The organism is Streptomyces huiliensis (assembly GCF_020037025.1).
Lineage (GTDB): Bacteria > Actinomycetota > Actinomycetes > Streptomycetales > Streptomycetaceae > Streptomyces > Streptomyces huiliensis.
This window is the reverse complement of the sequence record NZ_JAIQLH010000041.1, coordinates 25,856-48,758: the sequence shown is the minus strand read 5'-3', so window position 1 is coordinate 48,758 and position 22,903 is coordinate 25,856. Positions and strand designations below refer to the sequence as shown.

The 22,903-nt window shown below is 67.4% G+C and carries 30 protein-coding genes; 3 read left to right on the top strand and 27 right to left on the bottom strand.

The annotated features are described in order from the left end of the window. Positions 1-38: 38 nt before the first annotated feature. From JNW98_RS09430 to JNW98_RS09400, 7 genes are all read right to left on the bottom strand, one after another. Positions 39-1,457, bottom strand: coding sequence for an MFS transporter (locus tag JNW98_RS09430; RefSeq protein WP_223767669.1), 1,419 nt, complete (start codon positions 1,455-1,457; stop codon positions 39-41). Between the two features lie 113 nt (positions 1,458-1,570). Next, complete coding sequence (locus tag JNW98_RS09425; RefSeq protein WP_223767668.1) at positions 1,571-2,689, bottom strand: PP2C family protein-serine/threonine phosphatase; 1,119 nt, start codon at positions 2,687-2,689, stop codon at positions 1,571-1,573. 300 nt (positions 2,690-2,989) lie between these two features. Next, on the bottom strand, positions 2,990-3,427 hold the full coding sequence (locus JNW98_RS09420) for a DUF732 domain-containing protein (RefSeq protein WP_223767667.1): 438 nt from the start codon (positions 3,425-3,427) through the stop codon (positions 2,990-2,992). Between the two features lie 400 nt (positions 3,428-3,827). After that, positions 3,828-4,079, bottom strand: a complete 252-nt coding sequence (locus JNW98_RS09415) for a hypothetical protein (RefSeq protein ID WP_223767666.1) — start codon at positions 4,077-4,079, stop codon at positions 3,828-3,830. Further along, complete coding sequence (locus tag JNW98_RS09410; RefSeq protein WP_223767665.1) at positions 4,076-4,489, bottom strand: hypothetical protein; 414 nt, start codon at positions 4,487-4,489, stop codon at positions 4,076-4,078. The genes JNW98_RS09415 and JNW98_RS09410 overlap by 4 nt, the downstream gene beginning before the upstream one ends. Beyond that, positions 4,486-4,818, bottom strand: a complete 333-nt coding sequence (locus JNW98_RS09405) for a hypothetical protein (protein WP_223767664.1) — start codon at positions 4,816-4,818, stop codon at positions 4,486-4,488. Before JNW98_RS09405 ends, JNW98_RS09410 begins: the two co-directional genes overlap by 4 nt. Next, positions 4,815-5,159, bottom strand: a complete 345-nt coding sequence (locus JNW98_RS09400) for a hypothetical protein (RefSeq protein ID WP_223767663.1) — start codon at positions 5,157-5,159, stop codon at positions 4,815-4,817. The genes JNW98_RS09405 and JNW98_RS09400 overlap by 4 nt, the downstream gene beginning before the upstream one ends. Positions 5,160-5,333: 174 nt before the next feature. On the opposite strand from JNW98_RS09400, the gene JNW98_RS09395 reads away from it, so the two are divergent. Beyond that, positions 5,334-5,609 carry a GntR family transcriptional regulator gene (locus tag JNW98_RS09395; RefSeq protein WP_223767662.1) on the top strand — a complete coding sequence of 92 codons (276 nt, stop codon included), beginning with the start codon at positions 5,334-5,336 and terminating at the stop codon, positions 5,607-5,609. A 135-nt stretch (positions 5,610-5,744) separates the two neighbouring features. Here JNW98_RS09395 and JNW98_RS09390 read toward each other — a convergent pair whose 3' ends face one another. The 5 genes from JNW98_RS09390 to JNW98_RS09370 form a co-directional block, all read right to left on the bottom strand. Beyond that, the gene (locus tag JNW98_RS09390) at positions 5,745-6,077 is read right to left on the bottom strand and encodes a hypothetical protein (RefSeq protein WP_223767661.1); all 333 of its coding nucleotides are present in this window, start codon (positions 6,075-6,077) and stop codon (positions 5,745-5,747) included. Between the two features lie 22 nt (positions 6,078-6,099). Beyond that, entirely contained in the window at positions 6,100-7,032 is a 933-nt protein-coding gene (locus JNW98_RS09385) for a radical SAM/SPASM domain-containing protein (RefSeq protein ID WP_223767660.1), read from the bottom strand. A gap of 90 nt (positions 7,033-7,122) precedes the next feature. Continuing rightward, positions 7,123-7,269 (bottom strand): hypothetical protein, encoded by a 147-nt coding sequence (locus JNW98_RS09380; protein WP_223767659.1) that lies wholly within the window; start codon positions 7,267-7,269, stop codon positions 7,123-7,125. 191 nt (positions 7,270-7,460) lie between these two features. Continuing rightward, a complete protein-coding gene (locus JNW98_RS09375) occupies positions 7,461-7,718 on the bottom strand; it encodes a hypothetical protein (RefSeq protein WP_223767658.1) in 258 nt (85 codons plus the stop codon). Positions 7,719-7,780: 62 nt separating this feature from the next. Continuing rightward, the gene (locus JNW98_RS09370; RefSeq protein WP_223767657.1) at positions 7,781-8,023 is read right to left on the bottom strand and encodes a hypothetical protein; all 243 of its coding nucleotides are present in this window, start codon (positions 8,021-8,023) and stop codon (positions 7,781-7,783) included. 450 nt (positions 8,024-8,473) lie between these two features. Here JNW98_RS09370 and JNW98_RS09365 point away from each other — a divergent pair, with 450 nt between their 5' ends. Continuing rightward, positions 8,474-9,346: a helix-turn-helix domain-containing protein gene (locus JNW98_RS09365; RefSeq protein ID WP_223767656.1), complete on the top strand. Its 873-nt coding sequence runs from the start codon at positions 8,474-8,476 to the stop codon at positions 9,344-9,346. Then, the gene (locus tag JNW98_RS09360; protein WP_223767655.1) at positions 9,336-9,563 is read left to right on the top strand and encodes a DUF397 domain-containing protein; all 228 of its coding nucleotides are present in this window, start codon (positions 9,336-9,338) and stop codon (positions 9,561-9,563) included. The genes JNW98_RS09365 and JNW98_RS09360 overlap by 11 nt, the downstream gene beginning before the upstream one ends. 72 nt (positions 9,564-9,635) lie before the next feature. On the opposite strand, the gene JNW98_RS09355 is transcribed toward JNW98_RS09360, so the two are convergent. The 15 genes from JNW98_RS09355 to JNW98_RS09285 form a co-directional block, all read right to left on the bottom strand. Continuing rightward, positions 9,636-10,022, bottom strand: a complete 387-nt coding sequence (locus tag JNW98_RS09355) for a hypothetical protein (RefSeq protein WP_223767654.1) — start codon at positions 10,020-10,022, stop codon at positions 9,636-9,638. A gap of 238 nt (positions 10,023-10,260) precedes the next feature. Continuing rightward, a complete protein-coding gene (locus JNW98_RS09350) occupies positions 10,261-10,479 on the bottom strand; it encodes a hypothetical protein (protein WP_223767653.1) in 219 nt (72 codons plus the stop codon). Beyond that, positions 10,476-11,288: a sigma-70 family RNA polymerase sigma factor gene (locus tag JNW98_RS09345; RefSeq protein WP_223767652.1), complete on the bottom strand. Its 813-nt coding sequence runs from the start codon at positions 11,286-11,288 to the stop codon at positions 10,476-10,478. The genes JNW98_RS09350 and JNW98_RS09345 overlap by 4 nt, the downstream gene beginning before the upstream one ends. A 347-nt stretch (positions 11,289-11,635) precedes the next feature. Further along, positions 11,636-13,489 (bottom strand): DNA polymerase, encoded by a 1,854-nt coding sequence (locus JNW98_RS09340; protein ID WP_223767651.1) that lies wholly within the window; start codon positions 13,487-13,489, stop codon positions 11,636-11,638. Between the two features lie 67 nt (positions 13,490-13,556). After that, on the bottom strand, positions 13,557-15,992 hold the full coding sequence (locus JNW98_RS09335; protein ID WP_223767650.1) for a phage/plasmid primase, P4 family: 2,436 nt from the start codon (positions 15,990-15,992) through the stop codon (positions 13,557-13,559). Continuing rightward, positions 15,979-16,512, bottom strand: a complete 534-nt coding sequence (locus JNW98_RS09330) for a hypothetical protein (protein WP_223767649.1) — start codon at positions 16,510-16,512, stop codon at positions 15,979-15,981. Before JNW98_RS09330 ends, JNW98_RS09335 begins: the two co-directional genes overlap by 14 nt. A gap of 338 nt (positions 16,513-16,850) precedes the next feature. Then, complete coding sequence (locus tag JNW98_RS09325; protein WP_223767648.1) at positions 16,851-17,120, bottom strand: hypothetical protein; 270 nt, start codon at positions 17,118-17,120, stop codon at positions 16,851-16,853. A 19-nt stretch (positions 17,121-17,139) separates the two neighbouring features. Next, a complete protein-coding gene (locus tag JNW98_RS09320; RefSeq protein WP_223767647.1) occupies positions 17,140-17,775 on the bottom strand; it encodes a DNA (cytosine-5-)-methyltransferase in 636 nt (211 codons plus the stop codon). Positions 17,776-18,326: 551 nt separating this feature from the next. After that, a complete protein-coding gene (locus JNW98_RS09315) occupies positions 18,327-18,812 on the bottom strand; it encodes a DNA cytosine methyltransferase (protein WP_263420580.1) in 486 nt (161 codons plus the stop codon). Positions 18,813-18,923: 111 nt separating this feature from the next. Next, entirely contained in the window at positions 18,924-19,622 is a 699-nt protein-coding gene (locus JNW98_RS09310; RefSeq protein ID WP_223767646.1) for a recombination directionality factor, read from the bottom strand. A 71-nt stretch (positions 19,623-19,693) separates the two neighbouring features. Continuing rightward, a complete protein-coding gene (locus tag JNW98_RS09305) occupies positions 19,694-20,431 on the bottom strand; it encodes a hypothetical protein (protein ID WP_223767645.1) in 738 nt (245 codons plus the stop codon). A gap of 184 nt (positions 20,432-20,615) precedes the next feature. Beyond that, positions 20,616-21,203: a deoxynucleotide monophosphate kinase family protein gene (locus tag JNW98_RS09300; protein WP_223767644.1), complete on the bottom strand. Its 588-nt coding sequence runs from the start codon at positions 21,201-21,203 to the stop codon at positions 20,616-20,618. Continuing rightward, a complete protein-coding gene (locus JNW98_RS09295; protein WP_223767643.1) occupies positions 21,200-21,430 on the bottom strand; it encodes a hypothetical protein in 231 nt (76 codons plus the stop codon). The genes JNW98_RS09300 and JNW98_RS09295 overlap by 4 nt, the downstream gene beginning before the upstream one ends. Further along, the gene (locus JNW98_RS09290) at positions 21,430-22,479 is read right to left on the bottom strand and encodes a peptidoglycan-binding protein (protein WP_223767642.1); all 1,050 of its coding nucleotides are present in this window, start codon (positions 22,477-22,479) and stop codon (positions 21,430-21,432) included. Before JNW98_RS09290 ends, JNW98_RS09295 begins: the two co-directional genes overlap by 1 nt. Positions 22,480-22,646: 167 nt before the next feature. Further along, complete coding sequence (locus tag JNW98_RS09285; RefSeq protein ID WP_223767641.1) at positions 22,647-22,895, bottom strand: hypothetical protein; 249 nt, start codon at positions 22,893-22,895, stop codon at positions 22,647-22,649. Positions 22,896-22,903 lie beyond the last annotated feature (8 nt).

Sequence of the window (22,903 nt, the reverse complement as noted above, 5' to 3'; positions counted from 1 at the left end):
CCCGCCGCGTCCGGCCGGGTCGGCCGGGCCCGCGCCGGTCAGCGGCCCGCCCGGCGCAGGGCCCGGTCGAGCAGCGTGGCCGGCAGCAGCAGCGCCGCGAGGACGGTGAGGACGACGGCCGCCGTGTGCAGGCCGCCGGTCGTCGCGCGGTCGCCGTAGACCAGGCCGATCACGCTGGTGGACGCGACCGCGCCGACGTACTGGGCGGTGCGGAACAGCCCGGCGGCGGTGCCCGTCGCCCCGGCCGGCGCCTGCGCGTACAGCGCCGCCTGGTTCCCCGCCGCGTTCAGCCCGTTGGGCAGCCCGAACACGACGCCGACCAGCACGAGCAGGGCCGTCGGCGTCCCGGGGCCGACGAACAGCAGCGCCGCCGAGGCCGCCACCATCGCCGCGGTGCCGAGGAGCAGCGGCCCCCGGACGGTCGCGCGGCGCGCGGCCGTCCACGAGCACAGCGCCGCCACCGCGCACATCGGCAGCATGATCACCCCGGTGACGGCGGCGGAGAACCCCCGCGCCTCCTCCAGCCACTGCGTGTAGCCGTACAGCACGCAGTAGACGACCAGGAACGACGCGCCGTAGCGGACGTAGGTGCGCACCAGCGGCCGGTTCGCCGCCAGCATGCGCAGGTTCAGGAACGGGTGCCGGGCCGCCCTGAGTTCCCAGGCCGCCAGCGCGCCGGCGGCGACGGCGCCGACGGCGAGCAGCGGCCAGTCGGGCCGGGCGAGGTCGGTGAGGAAGAACATCAGGGGCAGCAGGGTGCCGGCGAACAGCAGGACGCCCGCCGGGTCGAGCTCCGACCACAGGCCGCGGGCGCCCCCCTCGCGCGCCCGCGGCTCGTCGCCCGGCAGCCAGGCCAGGGCGAGGACCAGACCGGCCAGCGCGAGCGGGATGTTCACGGCGAAGACCGCCCGCCAGCCGGCCAGCCCGGTGAGCAGTCCGCCGAGGGCCGGGCCGAGTGCCGCGCTGGCGAGGGCGGCGACGGTCAGCGCGCCGAGGGCACGGGCGGGCGCCCCGCCGGGTGCCCGCGCCGACCGTGTGCGGATCATGGCCATGGCTGCCGGGTAGGCCGCCGACGTGCCCACGCCCGTCAGGACGCGGACGGCGACCAACTGGCCCAGCGAACCGGCCACCAGGCCGGCCGCCCCCGACAGTCCGACGAGGACCAGCCCCGCCGTGTAGACCCGGCGCGCCCCGAGGTGGTCGGCCACCCGGCCCATGACCGGCTGGGCTACCGCGCTGGCCAGATACAACCCCGCGACCAGCCACACCGTGGCGGACGGACCCGCGCCGAAGCTCCGGCCGATGGGGACGAGCGCGGTGGAGATCATGGTGGAGTTGACCGGGTTGAGCATCGAGCCGACCGCGACCGCGGCCACGAACCGGCCGCCGATGCCCGGGGGCGCGGCCTCCCCGCCGTCGGTCCGTTCCCGCTCCGGTGACCGCACCGGTATCCGCATGGCGAACCCTCCCTTGGTCGTGGCGTGCGGCAGCGCGCGCCCACAAGAAAGGAAGGTTAACTGTCATTCAGGAAAACTGGCAAGGCAACCTGTGTTTTCGCTTCCGTTCGGCGCTACTCCCGGCGGACCGCCAACAGCGCCGCGTCGTCCGCCAGTTCCCCGCCCGCGTACGCCAGCAGATCCGCCACCAGCCGGTCCGCCACCGTCCCCGGCGCCCCCTCGGGCAGCGCGGCCAGCCGGCGCTCCAGCGGATAGAACCGGCCCGCCGCGTCCCGTGCCTCCGTCACGCCGTCCGTGTACAGCAGGAGCAGGTCGCCCCGGCGCAGGGTGAAGGCCGCCGACCGGTACGAGCCCTCCGCCAGCTCGCGCAGGGCCAGCGGCGGATCCGACTCCGCGTCCTCCGCGTCCTCCGTGTCCTCGGCGCCCACTGGGCTCACCCGCCCGTCCCGGCGGACCAGCGGCGGGAGATGGCCGCAGTTCACCAGCTCCACCGTCTCCCCCTCCCCGGCGCGCGGAACGGTCAGCAGCGCGGCCGTCACGAACTCCTCGCCCACCCCGCGCCGCCGCACCGCCGCGTCCAGCCGCCGGGCGACCGCGCCGAGTTCCGCCTCCACCTGCGCGGCCTCCCGGAACGTCCCCAGCACGTCCGCCGCCGTCTCGACCGCGCCCAGCCCCTTGCCCCGGACGTCCCCGATCAGCAGCCGCACCCCGAACGGCGTCGTCAGCACCTCGTACAGATCACCGCCCACCTGCGCGTCCGCCGCCGCGGCCAGGTAGCGCACCGCGACCCGCAGCCCGTCCACCCGCTCCGGCACCGGCCGCAGCAGCGCCTGCTGCGCCGCCGAGGCGACCGAGCGCGAACGCAGCAACTCCCGCTCGCGCGTGGCCACCAGCACGACGTTCGCCGTGCTGATACAGGTGAGGGCGAGCACCGTGAACGCCGCCGTCACATGCAGCGCGACCGGCACCTCCGGGTCCGCGAGCGTCAGCGGGGCCACCAGGAGCAGCGCCACCACGCCGGTCAGCAGCGGGACCCGGGCGCGCCGCGTCCCGATGCTCGCCAGCACCGGAGCCGTGCCCAGCACGGGCGAGAACGTCAGCCGGGGATCCGACGCGAGGTCGACCCCCACCGCCGTGGCCAGCAGCACATACGCGGCGACGACGAGCAGACGCGCCGGGCGCGGAAGGGCCGGGACCGGGCAGGGCCCGGCGGGGCCGGGGGCTCGCTTCATGGCTGTCTCCACCCTAGGGGGCGAGGGTGTGCGTGCAACCTGGGGGCGTTGGAGGGGGTCCCTGTCCCTCCCCCCAGCGCGCCCGCGGCGCGCGTCCTCAAGCGCCGGACGGGCTGGAATCAGCCTGTCCGGCGCTTGAGGACAACCGCGCGGAGCGCGGTTTCAGGGGGTCTCGGGGGCTTGCCCCCAGGAATCGGCGAATCCCGGATCTCTCTACGGGGACTCCAAAGGTAGGGCCTGGTCAGAGCATGCGAAAGCCCCGCCCGGCATGATGTCCGAACGGGGCCGTTCGATGGCTGATCAGTGGCAGAACGACGACTCAACCGCCTTGACGATCTTGTCGGCCTGGTCGTCCGTGAGCGTCGGCTCGGAGCCGCCTTCATAGCGCTTGCGTGCGTTCCCGCGGACGGTCGCCGGATCCTTCGCTTGCGTGATGTCGAGACACACGTCCCGCGCCCTGCTTACGGCCCGCTCCTCTTTCACGACGAGCCCCGGATGAACTTCTCGGAGCGCTGCGACGAGCCGTGCCGTCTGCTGCGCGTCGGGTCTCGGTATGCCGCTCGTCGTCTTGGGTGCGGTGGTGTGCTCGTCGCCGGCGGGGGCGGTGGGGGCCGATGCGGACGTCTTCGGCGTGGCCTCGGCGTCGGCTTTGTCGTTGTCCTGGAATAGAGAGAGGACACCGCCGAACCCGATCACTGCTGCCCCTACGCCCAGCCACATCTTTGCCTTTTGCTGCATCGGTCCTCCCCTGGTCGGCCCCCGTGGATCACCGCTTGCCTATCACGTGGCCTATGCACGCGTCCGGTGATCGGCGGAAGTGGCAGCGAGGTAGCCGGCGAGCCACCATCCCGCGGCGTCAAGGTCCGGCACGGGGGCGGAGACGGTTGCCGCGCGGAGGCACGGTCCGGGGCCGACCACCCATCCCTCTCCGGCGGGCGCTTCCTCTACCCACCCGTGCGCAGGGCCGGTAGGCGCCTCTGTGAGGGGCCGGAGGCGTCCGGAGTCGAGTAGGGGCCCGTCGTCCCACTCGATGGTGTAGGGGCCCGCTGTTGTGGTCCTGGTCGTCATGTGGGGCATGACAGCAGAAGCCCCGCCCGGTGGTGTGCCGGACGGGGCAGGGTCGCTCTTTTAGGTGGGTCTAGTCAGTGTTCGTCGGCGCGGGCGCCATCCCCGGCCACCACAGTGGGTTCTCCGGAGCCTCGTTGCTGCCGGGGCAGCGCTCGTACGAGCCGGTGAACTCCCGGAATCCGGTGAGGCTGTTCCGTGCCCACACTTCGCGCTTGTGGTTCCTGAGTCGGCGGTCCGACATCCTGATCAGGACGCCTTCCCCGCAGGTCTGGCACGTGTCGCGTCCGGCGTAGTAGGGGCCGCGCGGACCGGAGCGCGTCATCGCGTGTTTCCCTTCTTGGGCGCCGTCCCGCTTCCGGGGCAGAGTTCGAGCGCGCGGACGCGAAGCAGCCCCGTGCGGACCCACACGATGCGACGGTGGGCGGCAAGGGATCCGTCCGGCCGGACGTCCCACTCATCTGCGCACACGGTGCACACGCCCGTGCTGCTGGTCTCCGGGCGGTTGTCCATGGCCGGGTGCTGCCTCACCGGGATGTCGTCCTCGGCGAACGTGTGGGCGGGGGCGTCGGTCACGCAGAGGGCGCAGACGTGGCGCCAGTTGCCGGGGCCGGACGGTCGTACCTCCGTGTACGTGCTGACGACGGGGGCGGGGGTGGACCGTCGGCACTCGGAGCATGCGACGGCGGGGCGGACGGCGGGAGCGTCCACGGGGATGCGGTCGGCGAGGCTCACGCGTCCACCTCCGGCCCCATGCCGGGGTACCACTCGGGGTTCACGGGGATGCTGTTGCTGCCGAGGCACTTTGTCCCCAGCGGCGCGAGGCGGGCCCGGTGCCGACGGATGAGGCGGTCGGTCTTTCGGATGTACTCGTGCCGCTCGCAGTGCGGGCAGGTGGCGCGTCCGGCGTACCGGCGGTGCGTGGGCGCCTTCTTGGCCACGCACTCGGCGCACGTGTAGAGCGTGTAGCCGCTGTTGCTAGCGGTTTCCCAGTGCTCCACCGTCATGGGGTTCGTCGTCTCGTTGCCGCATCGGTGGCAGGGCACGGGTTCGGTGACGCTCACGCGCTCACCCCCATGCGGCGGGCGCGCTCGAACGGGTTGTCGGGATAGGCGTACGGGTAGTCAATGCCCAGTTCCGCGAACGCCACCGCGTAACGGCGTTCCCGCTGTGCGACGGTCAGTCCCTGCACGTCCTCGGCGTGGAAGATGGCGCGGACGTCTGCGCTCGACGGGCCACTCCACCCTTTCCGCCAGACCGACAGGGGGCGGGGGGCGCTCGTCTCGGCGACGGGCGTCTCGGGGGTGGTCGTCGTCCTGGTCGTCGTGGTGGTGCGGTGCGTGCCGTGTGCGGGCAGCAGCAGGCGGAGCACCCACAAGAGGGCGCGAGCGATAGGGTCACGCATAGGTCGTTCAGCTCCCCTAGGTAGCTGTTCGGCTTAGCCCCGGCGGACCGGTCCTACGCGGTCTTCCGGGGCGCTTTCGTTTCGACGGTAAGAGACTGGTCTACCCTCGTCTACCTAAGTAGGTAGACGTTGGCTCAGTTACGCCGACATGGCTGGTTGTCTACGCTTCGAGATATGGCTGCACCTGAGATCGATCACGAATCCCCGACGCCGGTCTACCGGCAAATTGCCGCGTTGATCGTCGCGGACATCCAGCGTGGCGCCCTGCCCGTGAACAGGCGGATTCCGTCGGAGGCGTCGATGGTGCAGCGCTTCGGCGTGGCGAGGGAAACCGTGCGGAACGCGGTGAAGTACCTCCGCGACGAGGGATACGTCTTTACCGTCCCTCAGCGCGGTACCTACGTCGCCGACCGGGGCGCGTCCGCCGGCGGGGGCAACGCCCGGGGTTAGGATCGTGTCGGCTCCGGTCTGTGGGTCCGGCGACGCGGAGCAGGCTTCCGCAGGTCGGTCCCTATGGCTACAGGCCGGAGCCGATAGAACGAACCCCACCCGCCCTGAGACGGACGGGGTTGACCTTGACGACGATCATCCGTCTCCGGATGTGGCGCGCAACTCCGCAAGGCGCCGCTGATACAGCGGACCCCCGGCGTACGCCGCGTGCGCGGGGGCCGGAGCCGCAGACTCGATCACATGCTGTGCTGCCGCCTTGACCGCCGCTCCCCACGCCAGAACGTGTTGGTGAGCACTGCGCCCGCATTCCTGCGGTTCACCGGGCAAGCACAGCGGCAGCGCAGGACCGATCTTGTTTGCCGCGTGCCGCAGGTAGCGGGCAACGTCCGCCCACTCTTCGTCGGTCCGGTGTGCCGGCGCCGTGTGCTGATTCCCGATCCACGCCCCGAAGTCGTCGCCATGGTCCACGGTGGTTCTCCTCACTTGTGACCTACGTGGGGGCGCCGATCGTAGCGGCGGGCGGTGCGGATTCCGCTTCCTTCGGGTCGCATGACCCTACGGAGGGAACGCAGGGTCCGCAGGGTCCGCAGCTCGGGAGGAACTGCGGGGGCGAACAGGCTTCGGCGGGTTTCAAGCCGTGCGCCGAGGCAATTTCCGCCCGCGCGTCCACCATGCGCCGGCTATGCCAGACCTCGGCGAGGGGGGTGTCACGTACGTTGCCGAGGGTGATGAAGCGGCCGAGCACGCACGGCCAGACGCCACCGTCGGGACCAATGGCCACCTGTCCGAGGGCGCAGTGCCCGCAGAGGTCGTTGACGGTCGGCGTGGCTCCCTGACTGGCCCTTCCGAACGCCCGTGTTCGGTCCCCGCCGACCTGTCCGACTCCAATGGCCTGAAGGTCAGTCACCGCCTGGTTGACGCGCTGCGCCGTACGGACCGCGACGACGCCCCCGCGGATCGGGATACCGAGTTCCACGGCTTTCGCGATGTTCGCTCGCGTTTTTCGGTGCGACCCGCGCAGGTTGGTCACCGCGTCGTGTTCCTCCGCGTTGTCGGAGTAGTACGACGTAGCGAGTTTGACCCCGCGCGCCTTGAACGTCTCCCACAGGCCATCACGGATCACGGTCATGTTCGAGAAGATCTCGATGCCGAGACGGCGGGTGGACGCGTGCGTGATGAGGTCGGACAGGTGCGGGTACAGGGTCGGCTCCCCGCCGATGAACTGAACGTCGCGCCCACCCATGTCGGCGAACTGGTCGATGGCGCGTTTCCAGTCCGGCACGGTCATGGTGCCGTGCGTCCCCGTGGGGCCCGAATCGGCGTAGCAGTGGTCACAGGTCTCGTTACAGCGTCCCGTGACTTCCAGCCACACGAACCGAAGGCTCCCCGGGTTTGTACACGTGCGTAATGTGGTGGTGCCCATGGTGATCCTCCCTTGAGTCTGGGGATCTTGGGTGTTCGAGCCGGCGGGGAAGTAGCCGCTTCCCCGCCGGTACAGCGACGCGCTATGGCGTCAGGCCACGAGCAAGACGGCGCCGACCAGATCAACGGTGGCGTCGGCCTGGTCGGTGTCGGTCTCCGTGCCGGTCTCCGGCGCCTCGGTGTCGCTGCCGGTCTCCTCCCTCTCGGGGTCGGTCTCCGGGGGTTCGATCGAGGGCATGCGGTCCTCTTCTCTCTTCTCTGGGGCACTCCGCTCGGATCGGCGGAGTGCAGGGGACCCGTCCGGCCGGACCGTCCTCACCATGGGGTCGGCCGGACGGGCGTGGTGCCCCGTCTGCCTCGCCGGATTTCGTCGCCGTGGGGAACGGTCGCGGTTCGTCGGCGGGGCAGACGGGAGTCTGGGAGGGACGCTCACACGTCCCAGGTGGCTCCGTGCATCTCGTTCAGGTGCTGGGCCAGGAGCAAGCGAGCACCAGCGACCACGTCCGGCTCGTCCATCACCTCAGCGAGGCGGACGAGGGAGCGGTGCGCCGCGCACCTCCGGCACCCGGGAACGGGCTCCGGCATGGGGGCGGACGGCTCCACCGGCGTCCAGGGCGGGATGTGCAGCGCGGGCCCGCCGACCGTCGCCGGGGACTCGTCGGGGGGCCGCGGGGGTGCGGGGGTCACGGGCCAGGGTCCGCCCGAGTGCGGCAAGAGGACGAACGGCTTCAACCGCCGTGTCTCATCGCTCACTTGGGGCCCCAATGCGCCGCGAAGTCGTGCAGTCCTCGGGCAGCCATGACCCGCTCGGCTCCGGCCCGGTCACCCGAGCGGATGGCGTCGGCGAACTGGTCACGGAGCCTCCGGCACTCCGGGCACCCGCGGCGCCTCCGGTCGTCCGCCGGCGCGCCGGTCCGCTGCTGCTTCAACGCGCGGTGCACCTCGTCCGGGAAGGCAAGACGCAACGCGTCCGGGTCGGCTTGCCACTGCAACGCGCCTCCTACCAACCGTAGTTGAAGCCCCGTCCCTTCATGGCCCGTCACCTCACCCACCCGTCGCCGGCTGGTGTCCCACACATGGGCACCCCGACGGTAGGTCTGTTGCATGTACGCAGGCATGCCCGCTGACTCCTTAGGGGTACGTCCGGATCACCGCATCTGTCCGCCGGGAGGGGGAGGGCGGCACCCAACGAGCGCCAGGGGTCCCGCCGTTGTCCCTCTCGGTGCGGCTACCTAAGGCTTGCGCACCTGCTTTTTAAGGTGCAAGGCATCTGCACCCTAAGGGTCCTTTGAAGAAAAACTGGCACATGCCAGTTCAGGTGACAGGGCTTGCGCTGGGGGGTACTGGCGGTGGAACACTCCCCGCAGGAGCGCGATCACAAGGCACAGGCGCGCGCTGACCAGACACAGAGACGCACCACGAGCCAACAGGGAGACGTTGGGGTGGCAGCACGTAGGGGACCGACCTTCCGTCGGAGAGAGCTGGGCAAGCAACTACGGGCACTGCGAGAGAAGGCCGGCATCACCAGCGGGGACGCCGCAGCCTCACTCGGCTTCTCCGAAACGAAGCTGTTGCGGGTGGAGACCGCGCACAACAGCCTGCCCCGGGTGGGGGACTTGGAGAGGCTTTTGGATCTGTACGGCGTCGAGGACCCCGACAGCCGCGACGCACTCCTCGTGCTTCACCGCGACTCGCTTAGCCGGGAGTGGTGGACGCCCTACAGAAACACCATGTGGAACGGGATGGCCACGTTCCTCGGGTTGGAGCGGGACGCGCGCATGCTTCGTTCCTGGCAGCCGGACGTGGTTCCCGGTTTGCTCCAGTGCGAGAGTTACGCGCGGGCTCTGTTCCTGTCCGAGAAAACGGTAGAAGAGACCACGACCCACTTCGTTGAGGACAACGTGCGGCTCCGGATGGAACGGAAGGGCATCATCACCCGTGCTGACAGCCCGGCGGAGTTGAACGTTGTCGTCAACGAGGCAGCGTTGCGCCAGTGGATCGGCGGCAGAGACGTGATGCTGGAGCAGTACGAGGAAATCGAACGCCTAGCCAGCCTAGACAACGTCACGATCCAGGTTCTCCCGATGGCCCTTGCCACCTACCGGACGTGTTTGAACTTCGTGGTGATGGACTTCGAAGAGGGGTTGGAACCCGTGGTGCAGACCGATCTGCAAGAGACGATCACGGTAACGGACAAGCCCCTCATGGTCTGGCGGTACGCGCGCCGATTTGATGCGCTGCGCAGTGGAGCCCTCGCGCCCTCCATGACCCCAGATTTCCTACACCGACTAGCACGAGAGATCGATGACCATTAACACTCACCTGTCGGCCTACGCCGAGAACACGCTCTGGTTCGCGTCCTCCTACAGCAACGGCGGCGGGAACTGTGTCGAATGGGCACCTGCGTTCGCAGCGTCCGGCACTATCCCGGTCCGGGACAGCAAGCGCCCCACGGGTCCCGTGCTGCACGTCTCTACCGGGGCGTTCGCCGGTCTAGTGACCGCCATCAAGCATGGGGGCTTTACTCCGTAACCGGTCACCCCCCTGAGACGACGAAAGCCCCGCCCGACCGTTCGTCACGGTAGGCGGGGCTGTTCTATGCCGTCAGGCAGCGAGGCGCACAGCATCCTCAGGGGTCACTCCGGCGGGCATGTGCACCCCCCACGCGCACGCGGTGAACGGCTCGTCGTCGCACGGGTACCACACGCCGCACGGGCGCCGGATCCACTCCGCGGACCCCATGAGCTGTCCGGTGGGCTGGTGGCGGGCCAGGATGCGGAAGCCGGTGTGCAGGGTCCACGTCCTGATCAATTGCGGAATCGTGGCGCTCTGGGCTTCCAGGATCACGCGCAGCTCGTCACAGCCGCGCACGATGTGGGTGCCGAGGACGGCCGGCATGCCGGGGCAGCGCCCCCAGAGTCCGCGCTGTCCGGTCGGCGTGGGCACTTCGACAGTCGTCTGTATCTGATACTCCGCAAAGTGAGTGACCATGCGCTGAGCGTAGAACTTGTGTTCGAAATGTGAAAGAGGTTTGTGGCTGGATTCTGCCCGTACATCTACGGGCGTCATGGTCTAGACAATGAGGCCCGGCAGGGCGCCCACCAGGGACGATGGTGATTCCCCGGGCGCCGCTATCAGAAACATCCGGCCCCTTGCTAGGGCACCCCTCAGCCATTCGAGTTGGACGCGAGTCCAGCGAATGCGCCGCAGTGATGAGCACGACCGGTCGTCAACTCAACGCATTACGACGGGAGTTGATCCTCCCCGCCTTCCGGGTCGTCCCGCGGACGTCTCCGAGGCGGGCGCCGGGCACCAGGGCGCCGACGGAGCCGGCGGGGCGGGTGACCGTGGCGACCGTCCGGCCATCGCGGTCCTGGACGTGGACGTCGACCAGGGCGCCGCGTCGGGTCACCGTGATCGTCCCGCCGTCGCGGGTGGGGATGGTCACCACTGCTGTGCACCCGCGAGGTAGAGGGTGCGGAAGCGGCTGAGCCCCTTCGTGCGTGCTTGCTGAACCTGCACGACCGTCAGGCCCAAGTGCGCCGCAAGCGCTTCGTCGTCCTCCCCGGGCCGGTAGCAGGGGACCGGCGGGATACCGAAACTGGCCTTCACGACGTAGCGCTGCCGCTCGCTCAGCAGCCGCAACGTGCTGTGCACCTGTTCCCGGATCACGCGCCGACGGTGCGACTCGACGTCCCGCGGCTCTACCAGGTCCTCCGGCAACCCGAGGGCGCTCCGCAGGTCGCTTCCGAGGGTGAGCGCGTTCCCCTCGTCGTCGTGCCCGATGACAGCGTCCAGCCACGCGGGACCCTGCCAAGAAATGCGTGCCGCGTACGCCTGCTCGGTGCTCATGCGCCGGTCGCCCATTTCCTCGCTCGCGGCAAGCTTTTCAGCTTTCAGCGGGTCTCCGCCGGCGCGGGAGAGCGCGTTTTCGAAATCCTTCGCTGCTCTCTCCGAGACCCCCGCACGAAATTCGGCACGCCGGAGGTCGGACATTGCTCGGTGCAGCGCCGTGTCTATGTATGAGAAAAATGCCTCGGGGGCGTCGTCGTGGCACCGCTTGAGCGACTCCCATACGACCACGCGGCCGGTCTGGACGAGATCGTCAACCAGAGCGCGATTGGTGCCGCCTTCGCATGCGGCGTACTGGTGTGCTTTTCGGGTGACGTAGCGGCCGGTTTCTTGAATGACTGCCGTGAGGCCGGACAAGTCGTTGGCTTTAGCGGCGGCAATTTGTGTGCGGGTGAGGCGGGCCATTTCATCACTCCTTGCGGCAGGGCTCTTACTCCAGTACAGGGACCAGTGAATTCCTGGATTCCCGAGAGCGGCGCCGTAGGAATGCCCGCCCTCGGGTGCAGGAGCGGGAGCCTTGTGTTTCCCGTTCGCTGCATGCCGAGGACGGTAGGGCTAGAACCGCCGGGTGATGTGTGCGGTTTACATAGCTATAGGTGTATAGGTCATCCTGTGGGCCCCAAAGAGGATGCTGGGTCGTGATCGGATGCCCACCGATATCCCGGAATGTTGCCTTCCATGCGGTATTTGTCCGTGCGCAACTGATGCGATCGCAACCGCTTCGTGATCACGCATTGGGAACCACTGGGCGACTAGTAGTCCGCGCCGTAGAGACTGCCCCAGGATCGTCCGCCTACCTCAGCCTCGGCGACGATCGGGACGCCGTAGAGAGGGAAGGTCATGCACCGCTCGAATTCGTGGGCAATCTCGCGCGCCTCTCGGGCCGGCGCAGACGCCAGGATTTCGTCATGGATCGGCAGGCGCATGTACGGGAGAAGCCCCGAAGAGTCCATTTCAATCATCGCTTGCCCGAGGACATCCCGAGCCACGCTTTGGCATGCATAATTGGTCACTGCGTAAGTTCGGTCACGATCCAGCGGGAGCTGTCGGCCCGTTGCAGAAACGAACGTCATCCCGTTCTGAAAAGCCTGTCGCTGCCAGCGAGCAGCCGCACGCTTGATCTCCGGAAAAACTCGGTCGTACGCGGCAACCGCGTGTGCGATTTCTGCCTCACTCGCGCCCGTCTGCCGTGCGAGCGTGCGCACTCCACCGCCGTAGACCTTCCCGAATCCGGCGCCCTTGAACACCTTCCGGTCGCGCTTCGTTGCGCGGTCCCCCTTGATTAGACGGGCGGTGTACATGTGAATGTCGAAGTTCTCGCCCCCGCTAAGGAACCCCTCTTTCATCCTCCGCACATCAGCAAGAGCAGCAAGCACCCGCATTTCAATCGCCTGAAAATCCGTGGAGATCATCACGTGTCCCTCTTCGGCGAGGATCGCGCGCCGGATCACGTGGTCTGATGACGGGAGCTGGTGAAGCCCGTCTGTGACGGACATGCGACCTGTCCGTGCGGCGAGAGGTGAGATCGTGGGGTGGATACGCCCGGCCGGCGAGAGGTTCGACAGGAACCCTTGGGCGTAGGTAGTGCCCCACTTCGCGGCGCGCTTCGCCCTAAGTACCGCGTCCGCTAGAGGGTTTGGCGTTCTCGCTCCGATTCTCTGCCAGTCTCGATCCAAGTCGGCGAGCGGCAACAAAACCGCTTTGTCGGTCTTCAGCGCTCCTGCGGCGGTGCGCTCTGTCAGCGTCTCGCCCATGCCGACGAGTGCCGCCGCGACCTGTTCGCCGCTCCCGATTTTCGTCACCCCGTACCGCGCAGCAACGGCGCCGTACTGCTCGGCTTCCTCGGCGAGCCTGCGGGCAAGCGGCCCCGCATACTCCTGGTCGACGAGCAGTCCGGTGCGCTGCATGACGGCGCAGATGCGCGCTATCTCGTGCTCGTACGGCACCAGGGCGTCACGGACGCCGAGACGGTGCATCTCGACGCGGAGGACCGGGGCGAGACGAGCCGTCAGGATGACGTCGAGACCGGCGTAGAGAAGGTAGGTCGGATGGGTCGCTGGAATGCGTGCCCACCCGGCGTCTTTCGTGACTCCGAGACTTCGGAAAACGGTGTGCAGACCGGCCTGAGTATCCGGTGCGGACGCGTCGACCCACCGTGCGGAAAGGGGCTTGAGTGCCGTTCCTGCCCCGCCCTCTGAGGGTTGCCGCGGGTCTATAAGCGCAGCGAGGATGCGGGTATCCGTCGTGCGTGGGACGAGCGATTCGAGCGGCACGACTCCGCACCGGTCAAGGACAAGCCAGTCATACGCTGCATTGTGAATCAGCACGCTCCGGCAGCGCTGTAGAGCGTCCCGAGCGCACTCGGCGAAATCACCGCCCCGCTCGTACAGGATCACCCACGCATCGTGTGCGTCGCCGAATTGCACCGTGCGGAGTCGGAATTCCGGCCCGTAGATATCGAGCCCGGTCGTCTCGGTGTCCACAGCAATCGGCCCGCGTGCATCGGCCTGCCGCAGCCATTCGCGGAAAGCGTCGAGATCGTCAGCCGTCTCGGGCACGTGCACGGTGATGGTGTCGCCGGCTATCGTGTGTCTGAATTCCTGCATGCCTCCCCCTAAACGAAAAGGCGGGCCGTCCGCCGTGGTGGTGGACGACCCGCATGGGTGTTTCGCTCTAGCTCCCGAATATCCCGGGCCCCGCCGAGTCGGATTCACCCTCGGCGAGCCTCAAGCCGACGAGCGCAATCCCGCGCCGAGTCGTCTTCCGCACGGCTCCGCGTTCCTCCATCGCGTCGTAGAAAGCGCGCCGAGTCCATCGCTCGCGGGTGGGCAGGTTTTCCGCCTCGCACCACTCTAGGTAGCTGTTAAAAGCGTCGTTGCCGTTCATCACTGAGGTCTCGTCGGCACGCTCCAGAACACCCGGAAGAAAGCCGGCGAGCGGATCGCTCGTCTCTCGGTATTCTCGGCTTGCTCCGGTGATCAGGGGCGGATCCTGTAGGCCCCGGGCGTGCCACTCGACGGCTCCGCGGACGGCCCACGCGGCGATTCCCTCGGCCTCAGCGCGTAGCGTCTGGTCTAGGTCGGGATCCCGCTCGTGCGGGGCGAAATAGCGGGTGAAGGGCAAGAGCTTGACGCGGCGCCAAAGCCCCTCATCCTGCGAGCGGAATTTCGGTCTGTGGTTGGTCGCCAGCAGCAGGAGGAAACTGGGCTTAAATTCGAAAAACTCTTGCCTCAGAAACCTTGCGGTGATGACGTCCTTACCCGTCACCTGCTTGAGTACGGACTCCGCCATCGGCTTGCCGGCTTCACCCTCGGATGCCATCACCAGGCGGGCGCCGCGGAGCGAAGCGAGGTCATTCGGAATGCCCCCGCTTTTACGTTCCTCGAAAGTAGCGAAAGGTGTGATCGTCGCGATGGCACGAAACACCGTCGTTAGCGTGTCGACGAAAACGCTTTTACCGTTTGCCCCCTTCCCCCAGAGCACTGAAAATGCCTGTTCGCTGGTGTGCCCCGTAACTCCGTACCCGACGAGCCGCTGCACGTACGGGGGCACCTCAGGCATGTCCGGGAAAATCTCGTCCAGAAAAGAAGTCCAGCGCGGGCATTGCGTTTCCGGTCGATAGTCGATGTCGAGCCGGTAGGTCAGTAGGTCGGCCTGGTCGTGCGGACGGAGGTGACCTGTTCTCAGGTTCACCGTGCCGTTCCTAAAATTCAGCAGGTCGGGGCGAGAATCAAAATCAGATGCTCGGATGCTTACATTCGGCACCGACTTTAGCTCAGTCATCAGAGCATCAATGCGGCTGGTCATCGTGAAACCCCGCGCGGCTTGCGTCTGTCCGGCGAGAACAAGCGCCGCTCCCATGCGGTGAATTTCCTGCCTCACGCGCATGTCGGACCGAACCCACACCGACCCATCCCACGTGTAGAAACCGAGACCCGTGGCGTAGCGAATTCGGCCCCCGCACCAAGCCGTCAGAGCGTGGGCGTTCATCGCGTCGGACTCCCCAAGTTGTCCGACCAGCTTGGACAAGATGTCGGCCGCTTCGGCACCCTGGTCCCGCGTGACCGTCTCCGCGCCGGTCCGGACGGCGAGTTCGGCGTCGCGTGCGGCGTCGGCCCCGTCCGTCCCCGTCTGGATCGGGCGGGCGGCTTTCACCGCGCGGTGAAGCGCGGGGGCAAAGTCTGCGGGGGTCGACTCGCGCCAGTCAGTCAAGTCACCTGTTGACACGGGGAGTTCGAGCCGATGAGCTGTGATGCCGTGCTCCGCGAGACCGGCAGCGAGACGAGCCGTGAAGCCGTCGCCGGCCGGGTCCGCGTCGCCGACGATCACGACGTGCCGCCCACGCAGACCCTCCGCCAGTTCGGCGACGAGCCCCGGTGTGCCTGCGAGCGAGGCGCCTCGGACGAACACGACGTCGTACCCACACGCCACGCCGGTCAGTCCGTCGCTCGGGCCCTCCGTGATCAGGACCGTGCCGTATCCGCCCGCCCCACGGAGAACCCCGTACGTCGCCCAACGCCCCCCAGCCGGGTTGGCGAGGGAGACCCACCGCGCGGGGCACTGCCCGGAGAGGTCCCGCCCCTGTAGTCCTCGGGCGACTCCGTCCCACCCGACGAGCGGCACGGTGAGCCGCGTGTGCGCGCGGTACAGGCGGGAGAGGTAGGGGAAGCCGTCGCCCTGGTGCCCGTCGTCCACGCCGACCCGGAGGTCAGCGGCGGTCGCGAGATCCAGCCCGAACCGGTCGGACAGATACCGTCGCGCGGCGTCCGCCTGGTCGTCGCCGTAGTCGCCGAGGGCGAGGCTCGTCCTATCTATGTAGGCAGCGAGCGCCGCGACCGGTCCGGTACCCACCAGCTCGGGGCGCCCCGCGGGGACGATCGGCCCCGGCCCCTCGACGTCGAACAGGTCAGACCAGCGGAGCCCCGCCGCACGGATCACGTCCTCGGTGGCGCAGCCGGCGCGGCAGGTGAGCCGCACTTTGTGGTCGTCGCCCCGCCAGATACGGAGGGACGGCCGTCCGTCGTCGTGCGCGGGGCACCGGGCAATGAGTCCGCCGTCCGCCTGGTCCTCGATGTCCCCGAAGCGCGCAAGCAGATCAGCGAACAGCATGACGACTCACCCCCATGCCCGTGGTGCTCCGGTAGTCGGCAAGCACGGCCGCGAAAGCGCCGAGCGTCGTCGTGAAGTACCAGCGGCCCGAGTCGAGACCGCGCACGGTCGGCGCCCACGCGTACAGCCCGAGAGCGTCATCCGCCGTCATCCCGAGGCCATGCCGCACATGTGTCCACGTGCGCACCGAGACGTGCACCCGCCCGGAAGCGGCTCCGCGCCCGCGCGTCTTGTGGACGACGGCGCCGAAGGGGTAGTTCGCGTGCGCCGCTTCGCGCTCCGCTTGCCGCAGCCACGTCGGGACGGCCGGAGCCTTGACGTCTTTGCACTCCAGGACGAACGGCGGGGCGTGCACGTCCCCGATATCTCTCGCGCCTTCCTGTGCCGCCCGACGGACCGTCATTCCGTCGAAAGGGTCCAGCGGCCGACCGTCGTCGCTGACAAGCCCGAGCGACCTATTTAGGTAGTCGCGCACCGCCGATTCCCACGCTGTCCCCTTGGCCTTGTTCGGGTTAGCCACGGTCCCACCACCAGCGGAGCACAGCGATAGCAACCGTGAGCAGAACGAGCAGCATGCAGAATGCCGCCCCGATGACGAGCGCCGCACTCACTCGGCATCACCTCGCCGAATCAGAGCCCCCTGTCCCATCGCGTGTGCGGCAGCGAGGATGTACCGCATCGCGTCCGGTCGGCGCTCCCATCCCGGTCGGAGCCACAGCACGTCACCGCGTCCCATGGCGCGCACATCTCCGAGTGCCGGAGCAGAGTCCGCACTGATCACTCTTTCCAATTTTCCCCCTCAAACAAGAAAACCGGAGGGGCCCGCAGTGGGCGCCCTCCGGTCAATGTCCTGACGCTCTATCCGTGCCGCTCGCCCGTCACGTCCGGGATGACGAGACGGACGTGCTCACTGCTAATCCACTCCTTACGGAGCGACCGGCGCTTAGCGAATCCCGATTCGATACCGGTCGGGCGGACGCGAAGCATCCCCCTAAGACGGCCGTCGACGAGCCGCGTGGTTACCTTGTCTACGATCGCGTCGGCCATCCGGACCCGATTCCCCTGCCTCGCGGCATAGGCAATCAGGTCTCCGCGATAAAGTTCCTCCCCGCCGTAGTCGGTGACCACCCCTCGTTTTCCCATGGGCTTACCCCTCTTCTTTGTAGTTCATCAAGTGCAGATATGCGGTGAATGCCTGCTGCGAGACGACCCCGTTCCCAGCGGCCTTGAGTTGCCTTGCGCGATTCAGGCCCGGGATATGCGTGATCCAGCCCCGCGGCAAACCCATCAGCCATTCAGCGAAGACGGACGCAAGCCGTCGCCCACCGCGCGGACCGAATTCCACGGGAATCGGCGCCGGGGTACCCATGAGGGTTTCCCAGCGTCGTACGGCGGGCGCGTACTCCGCCCACCAGTCCGGAGGAGAGTGGAAAACACCGGGCGGGGTTTCTTCGGCCTCGTCCGGGTCTACCGGAAGGAGAAAACTTACTTCGTCGTCCAGATTCGGGCCGTGTCCGCCGGCGCGGCGCTTGTCGGGATGCTGCGGCGCGCCGTTAGAACCCAAATTCGCGGTCGGGGTTTTGAACAGTTTCCCGGCCCGTTCTTTCGAGAAGAGCCGCGCCACAACCGTAACCAGATCATCACCGCCCGCGCCGGTACGGTCGGCCTTCGCGAAGTCGGGACCGCGCTTCGCGTCAGAAGCAGTTGGGGTTGGTAGAAGTGACACCACGCTGGAAACAGGTACCTCTACGGAAGGTGGCGCAAGTTTATCCTGCTCGGACATTACTCCGCCGCTGACAACCCCATGTCTCGGCCAAGTAGACTTGTATTCCCTCACCCTGTCATCGTCGTGATCGGGGTGCCGAATCCACACCCGCGAAGACCTGTCGAAAATTGCCTTGGTTTCACCCACTTGATTCCGGGGAATTCATTGCCCCTTCCATGAGATGAGCGTATGCAGCGTGCGCCTGTTGGCTTACCACTCCGTTTCCCAGAACTTCCAGCCGGCGTGATCGACTCAGTCCGTTCACGCCGGTCACCCATCGATCCGGGAGCCCCATGAGCCATTCGACAAAGGAGGCGTTGAGTCGGAGCGCTCCCCGGTCGGTAGGGGCCACGGGCGGGGGCGACGGCCGGCGTGTTATGCGCTCCCATCGTCGGATGGCAGGAAGGTAGTCGCCCCACCAGCCATCCGGCGAGAACAGCGACCGGTGTACTCGCGTTGGAAGGTTGTCGGCCGATGCCTTCCGGGTGAGTGGCTGCACGCCTTTCCACATACTTGCAGTAGGCGTAGGCAACAGGTGAATGACGGCCCCCGGCAACGCGTAGTCGCCTTTAGTTCCCCGCTGGTTTGGTGACCCCTTCGGACCGTCGGACCTTTTGGGGGTCGGGAAGAGCAGGTTTTCCGATTCCGAACCATCGATCCCTGTGATGGGCGGCTCCCACTGCGGAAGCTCGAAGGCAGCACCAGCGCAGGTCATACCCGATCTGGGCCAAATCCGCTGCGACGACGTCCAAGCCCCGCGAACGGATCGCGGCGACATTTTCCAGGAACACAAGACGGGGTCGAAGAATGCGAACGGCTTCGGCGACGCTCTTCCAGATACCCGACCGTTCGCCATGAATCCCCGCTCGTCGTCCTGCGTTGCTGATGTCCTGACACGGGAAACCGGAAGTAACTATGTCCACCGTTCCCGCGATGGTGGACCAATCGAATTTGGTAATGTCACCCAGGTTCAACGCTTTCGGATACCGGCGCGCGAGGATCAGCGACGCATACGGATCGATCTCCGCCACGTAGCGGACCCTTTCGCCGGTCAGGGCCTCAACGGCCCGCCCGATGCCGCCGTAGCCGGCGCAGAGTTCCAGTATCGGTATGGGTATTGCTCCTTTCCGCGGGAGGGGCCCCGGGGCGTTCCCGGAGCCCTCTGTCTAGAATGCGGGCGGCTCCGCTACGGCGTCATTCCACGGCTTGAGGACACGAATTACCGGCTTGGTGTAGGACACGTCACGTCCGCGCTTCGTGGTGTACTCGACCAGTTCGAGGGCGAGTTCGCACAGCGCCTCCCCGCCCTGCCGATCAAGCGCGTTCTCTACGTCGTGCAGAACCTCCGTGAGTTTCCATGAGCCAGTCTGAAAGCGGAACATCCCAAGGTCGTAGTCATCGGCGAGACGGAAGGTGACAGAAATCGACGGGGACGGCCCCCGCTTGCTCTTTGCCGCAGCCTTCCGATCCTCCAACAGGGCCGGGCACCCGCACGCCTTACCCCGGTCCTCGTCCGGCGACAGGAATTCAACACCGTCGCAGTGATGAATTAGGCTGCTGCCGTTCCACAGCTTCATGTCGGACGAAATCGCGGCGGCCCCCGACAACACAACCTTCATCTTCTTCGTGGTCGTCAGGATTTCGATGTAGTTCTCCGACGTCGAGTCGGTCTCGACCGGTGTCCCGCCCATGAGCTGAGCGATAGCCGCGGCAACGTCCGGATCTCCGGTCGTGACGCGCCACTCAGAAAGAGCGACCGGAATACCGTTCTCCGCCTTACCGCCGTGAAAACGGCCCACGGTGTCGTCAGAGAACGTTGTCCGCGGCATTGCAGCCGGGTCGGTCTCGAAAATTCGAAGTGACACAAAACCCCCTGGTTTTGGGCATGAAAAAAGGGTAGGTCCGGGATTGGACCCACCCTGGTCTGCGGCGTTACTCAGGCTGCGCGGCGCTGCGTCCCCGTTATCAGTCGGCGCACGCTCTCAGCAATCGGCCGACCGAAAACAGTCTTGCTGATCTCGCGGTCCCACTGGAAAACGTGGCGCAAGGTGAGAAACACGTTGAAGATTTCCTCATCGACGCGCACGGGCTTGAAAACCCACCCCTCCGGGGTGATGTGCAAAACCGCCGCACCGTCGATTTCCGGCATCAGTTCCGAAACACCCTCAGGTGAAATCACGCGGTCCGCGTGCGCGTACGCCGCAAGCTGTAGGGCGACATCCGGGTAAGCAGACTTCGAAGTTTTCCAGTCCACCAGCAGTGTGCGCCACTCGCCATGCTCGTGGTCGGGACGGCCGTCCTCTCCAAGACGCACACGGACGATCGCGTCAAAACTCCCCGCGTACCCGTGCTCGTCCGACCATGCGACATCTTCCGCGCGCACCAGTTCGGGCCGGACGGCGGTAAGGAACTCGGCGAAGCCGAGTCGGTACGGCTCCAAGTCGGGGTGGACACGCGGGATTTCCTCAAGGCGGATCATGCGCTCGAAAAGATCATGCGCGTCGGAGCCGACGCGGGCCCGCAGCTTGGTGTACCGAGTGTGAGAGTTCCGCAGGTAGTCGATCGCGCCGGCGGGATCCCGCGCAGCGATCGACTTGACCGCGTCGAGATTTTCGACGGCCGTCTCCGCGGTCATCCGAGCAGCCCAAAAAGTCAAATAAGGCTTGGGCAGCATACTTACGATGCTGGTGACACCAGGCACCTTTTCCGCGGTCTCCGGCGAAACGTAGAAACGGGCGCCGCCCCTCTTGATCGTCCGAACGGGTCCGGGCATAAGTCCCCCTAGTTTGTTGGTCGTTGGGAGGGCGGCAGGAGATAAGGAAGTTGGTCCCTCTTCTGCCACCCTCACCACCCGCTGATTAGCGCGGTACGACGAGCCCGTCGGCCTGGTCGTACAGGTCCGCGAGCGTGCCCGCGTTGGTGATCGTCACGTCCGCCGGATAGCCGCTCAGAGCCGTCTCAGAGACGTGCGTCCGCTCCGCCGCTCCGCCGGCTCCGGCACCACCAGGGCGCACGACGCGGACGAGCAAGAAGCCGCGGCGCCGCAGTGCCTCAGCCTCGTTGAGGTGCCGGACGTCCGTGACGACAACAGGGAGGTCCCAGCGGTCCGCCACGCGCACCTTGTCCAGCACTAGGCGGAGCCAGGAAGCCTGATCCAGTCCGCGCACTGCTTCGCCGAGACGTTGTAGTGTCCGCCGTACCTCGGGCTGCTGCTTCGCTTCCTCCCATCCGTGCCGACGGATCGCGTCGGACAGCCTGATGGGCAGTGCGCCGAGGGGAGTCGGCTCCGCGCCGATCACCGGGTCCACAGCCAGCGCCATGGACCGAAGCGGATCCGCGAACGCCGCGCGGACGAAACCGTGCCGTAGGACGAGCCGTGCGCCGATGGTGTCCTTACCGGCCCGTGCCTGCCCCATGAGGGCGATGTGCCGGTAGGTCGCTGTCACTCGCCCACCTCAAACGGGCTGTCCGTCACGCCCTGGTCGTCGATGCCGGCCGCGCGGGTCTTCCCGTCCTCGGTACGCTGCACGGTCTCGCCCACACCGAGGACGGCAGCAGCCACCGCGAGGATCAGCGCGTCCGGGAGATCAGGCACGTAGTGGACAACCAGTGCGACGGTCGCGACGAGCACCGCGTATATACGAGCCGGATGGGTGCGCAGGAAGGTGATCATCACTGGTCCGCCTTCCAGTACACGCCGCGGACCCGTGCCGCAGTGATCGCAGCAGGACGGGAGTCGCCGTTCGGGACGCTTCCGTACGTCACCTCGAAGCGCGCGGTCTCGCCGTCGCTGATGGAGCCCTGGTGCGTGAAGTCCACGAACGACGAACCCGTGGTCATCAGCCTCTCCACGATCGGGCCGTCCCAGCGGGACCCGTCCTTCCGCTGGTGGTACCACCTGCCCTGGACCGTTGCGCCGGCCGGGGCGTACAGCGTCAGGTAGACCGTCGCGTTGTAGGCGCTCGCGTTCTTCACCAGGTCCACGCCCTTCACGTCCACGGTCACCCACTGGTCGCGCGGGAGCTGGTGCTCCGTCCCGTTGTACTCGCCGATGCTGATGGGCATGTCGTCGTCCTCCGTTGTGTTCGAGCCGGGAATCTCCCCCAGCAGCGCGGTAAGGCTGTCCGGGCCCGGGATGCCGTCCGCGTCGGCACCGCGGTAACCCAAACTCCGCTGAAATGCGGCGTAACTGGCGGTGTCGGCATCCGACCAGTCCGGCCCGGGTCCCTCGGTGTAGTGCGAGCCGAACCCACGGGCGACCAGGGCGCGACCGACACGGGTCACGTGGTCACCGTGGGCGCCGTAACCGTAGGAAAGTCCGCCGATGGTGACCCGCGAACGCGACGGGCCGGAGCCGGCATAGGCGGGGCGACCGAAACCGAGGACGTACGCGCGCGACCGGGTGCGCCGATAGCACCCGTCGCCGTTCCCCTGGCTGCCGCTGCTGCCCGAGGACGTGTTTCCCTCGATCGTTTCTATGTCGTCGCCCGGGTCGCTGTCCCCGACGACAAGACCCACGTGGTCGGCGAGCGGGCCCCCGTCCCAGGAATAGAAGACGACGTCTCCGCGGCGTGCGGGGGCGTTCTTACCGATCCACTGTCCGCGGGCGCGGAACCAATTCACGTGCTCCGGGCAGTAGGCGAACTTGCCGACTACATCCGCGTTCCCACTGTCCGCCGCCCACTTGCTCACGGCCATGTCGCACCAGGGCTCGTTGGGCATTCCGTACCATCGGCCGTGCTTTGTGTCGTTCCCGGGCCCCTCCTTGTAGCCAACGTCCGCCTCGGCGGCGGCAATCATCGCGTCTACGGTCCCCACTCGTCCCCCTCTTTTGGGCATGCGAAAGCCCCGCCGGACGATCCCGCACGGGGCTGCTTCGGTCTCTGCTCTTATGCCTTGCCGGTGCTCTGCACGACTGCCACGACGGCGCCAACTACGGCTGTCAGGAGGGATATCGGCAGCGCGTACCGCCACCGCTCCAGGGAACGGATACGGTCCTCATGGTCGGCCAGTTCGCCGCGTACCGCATCACTTTCCTGGCCCATGGTCCGCATCTCCGTGCGGAGGGCAACGACTTCGTCATAGATCTCCCGCGCGCCGATGCGGACGCCAAGAGGCTCGTGATCCTCGTCTCCCATTTCCACCT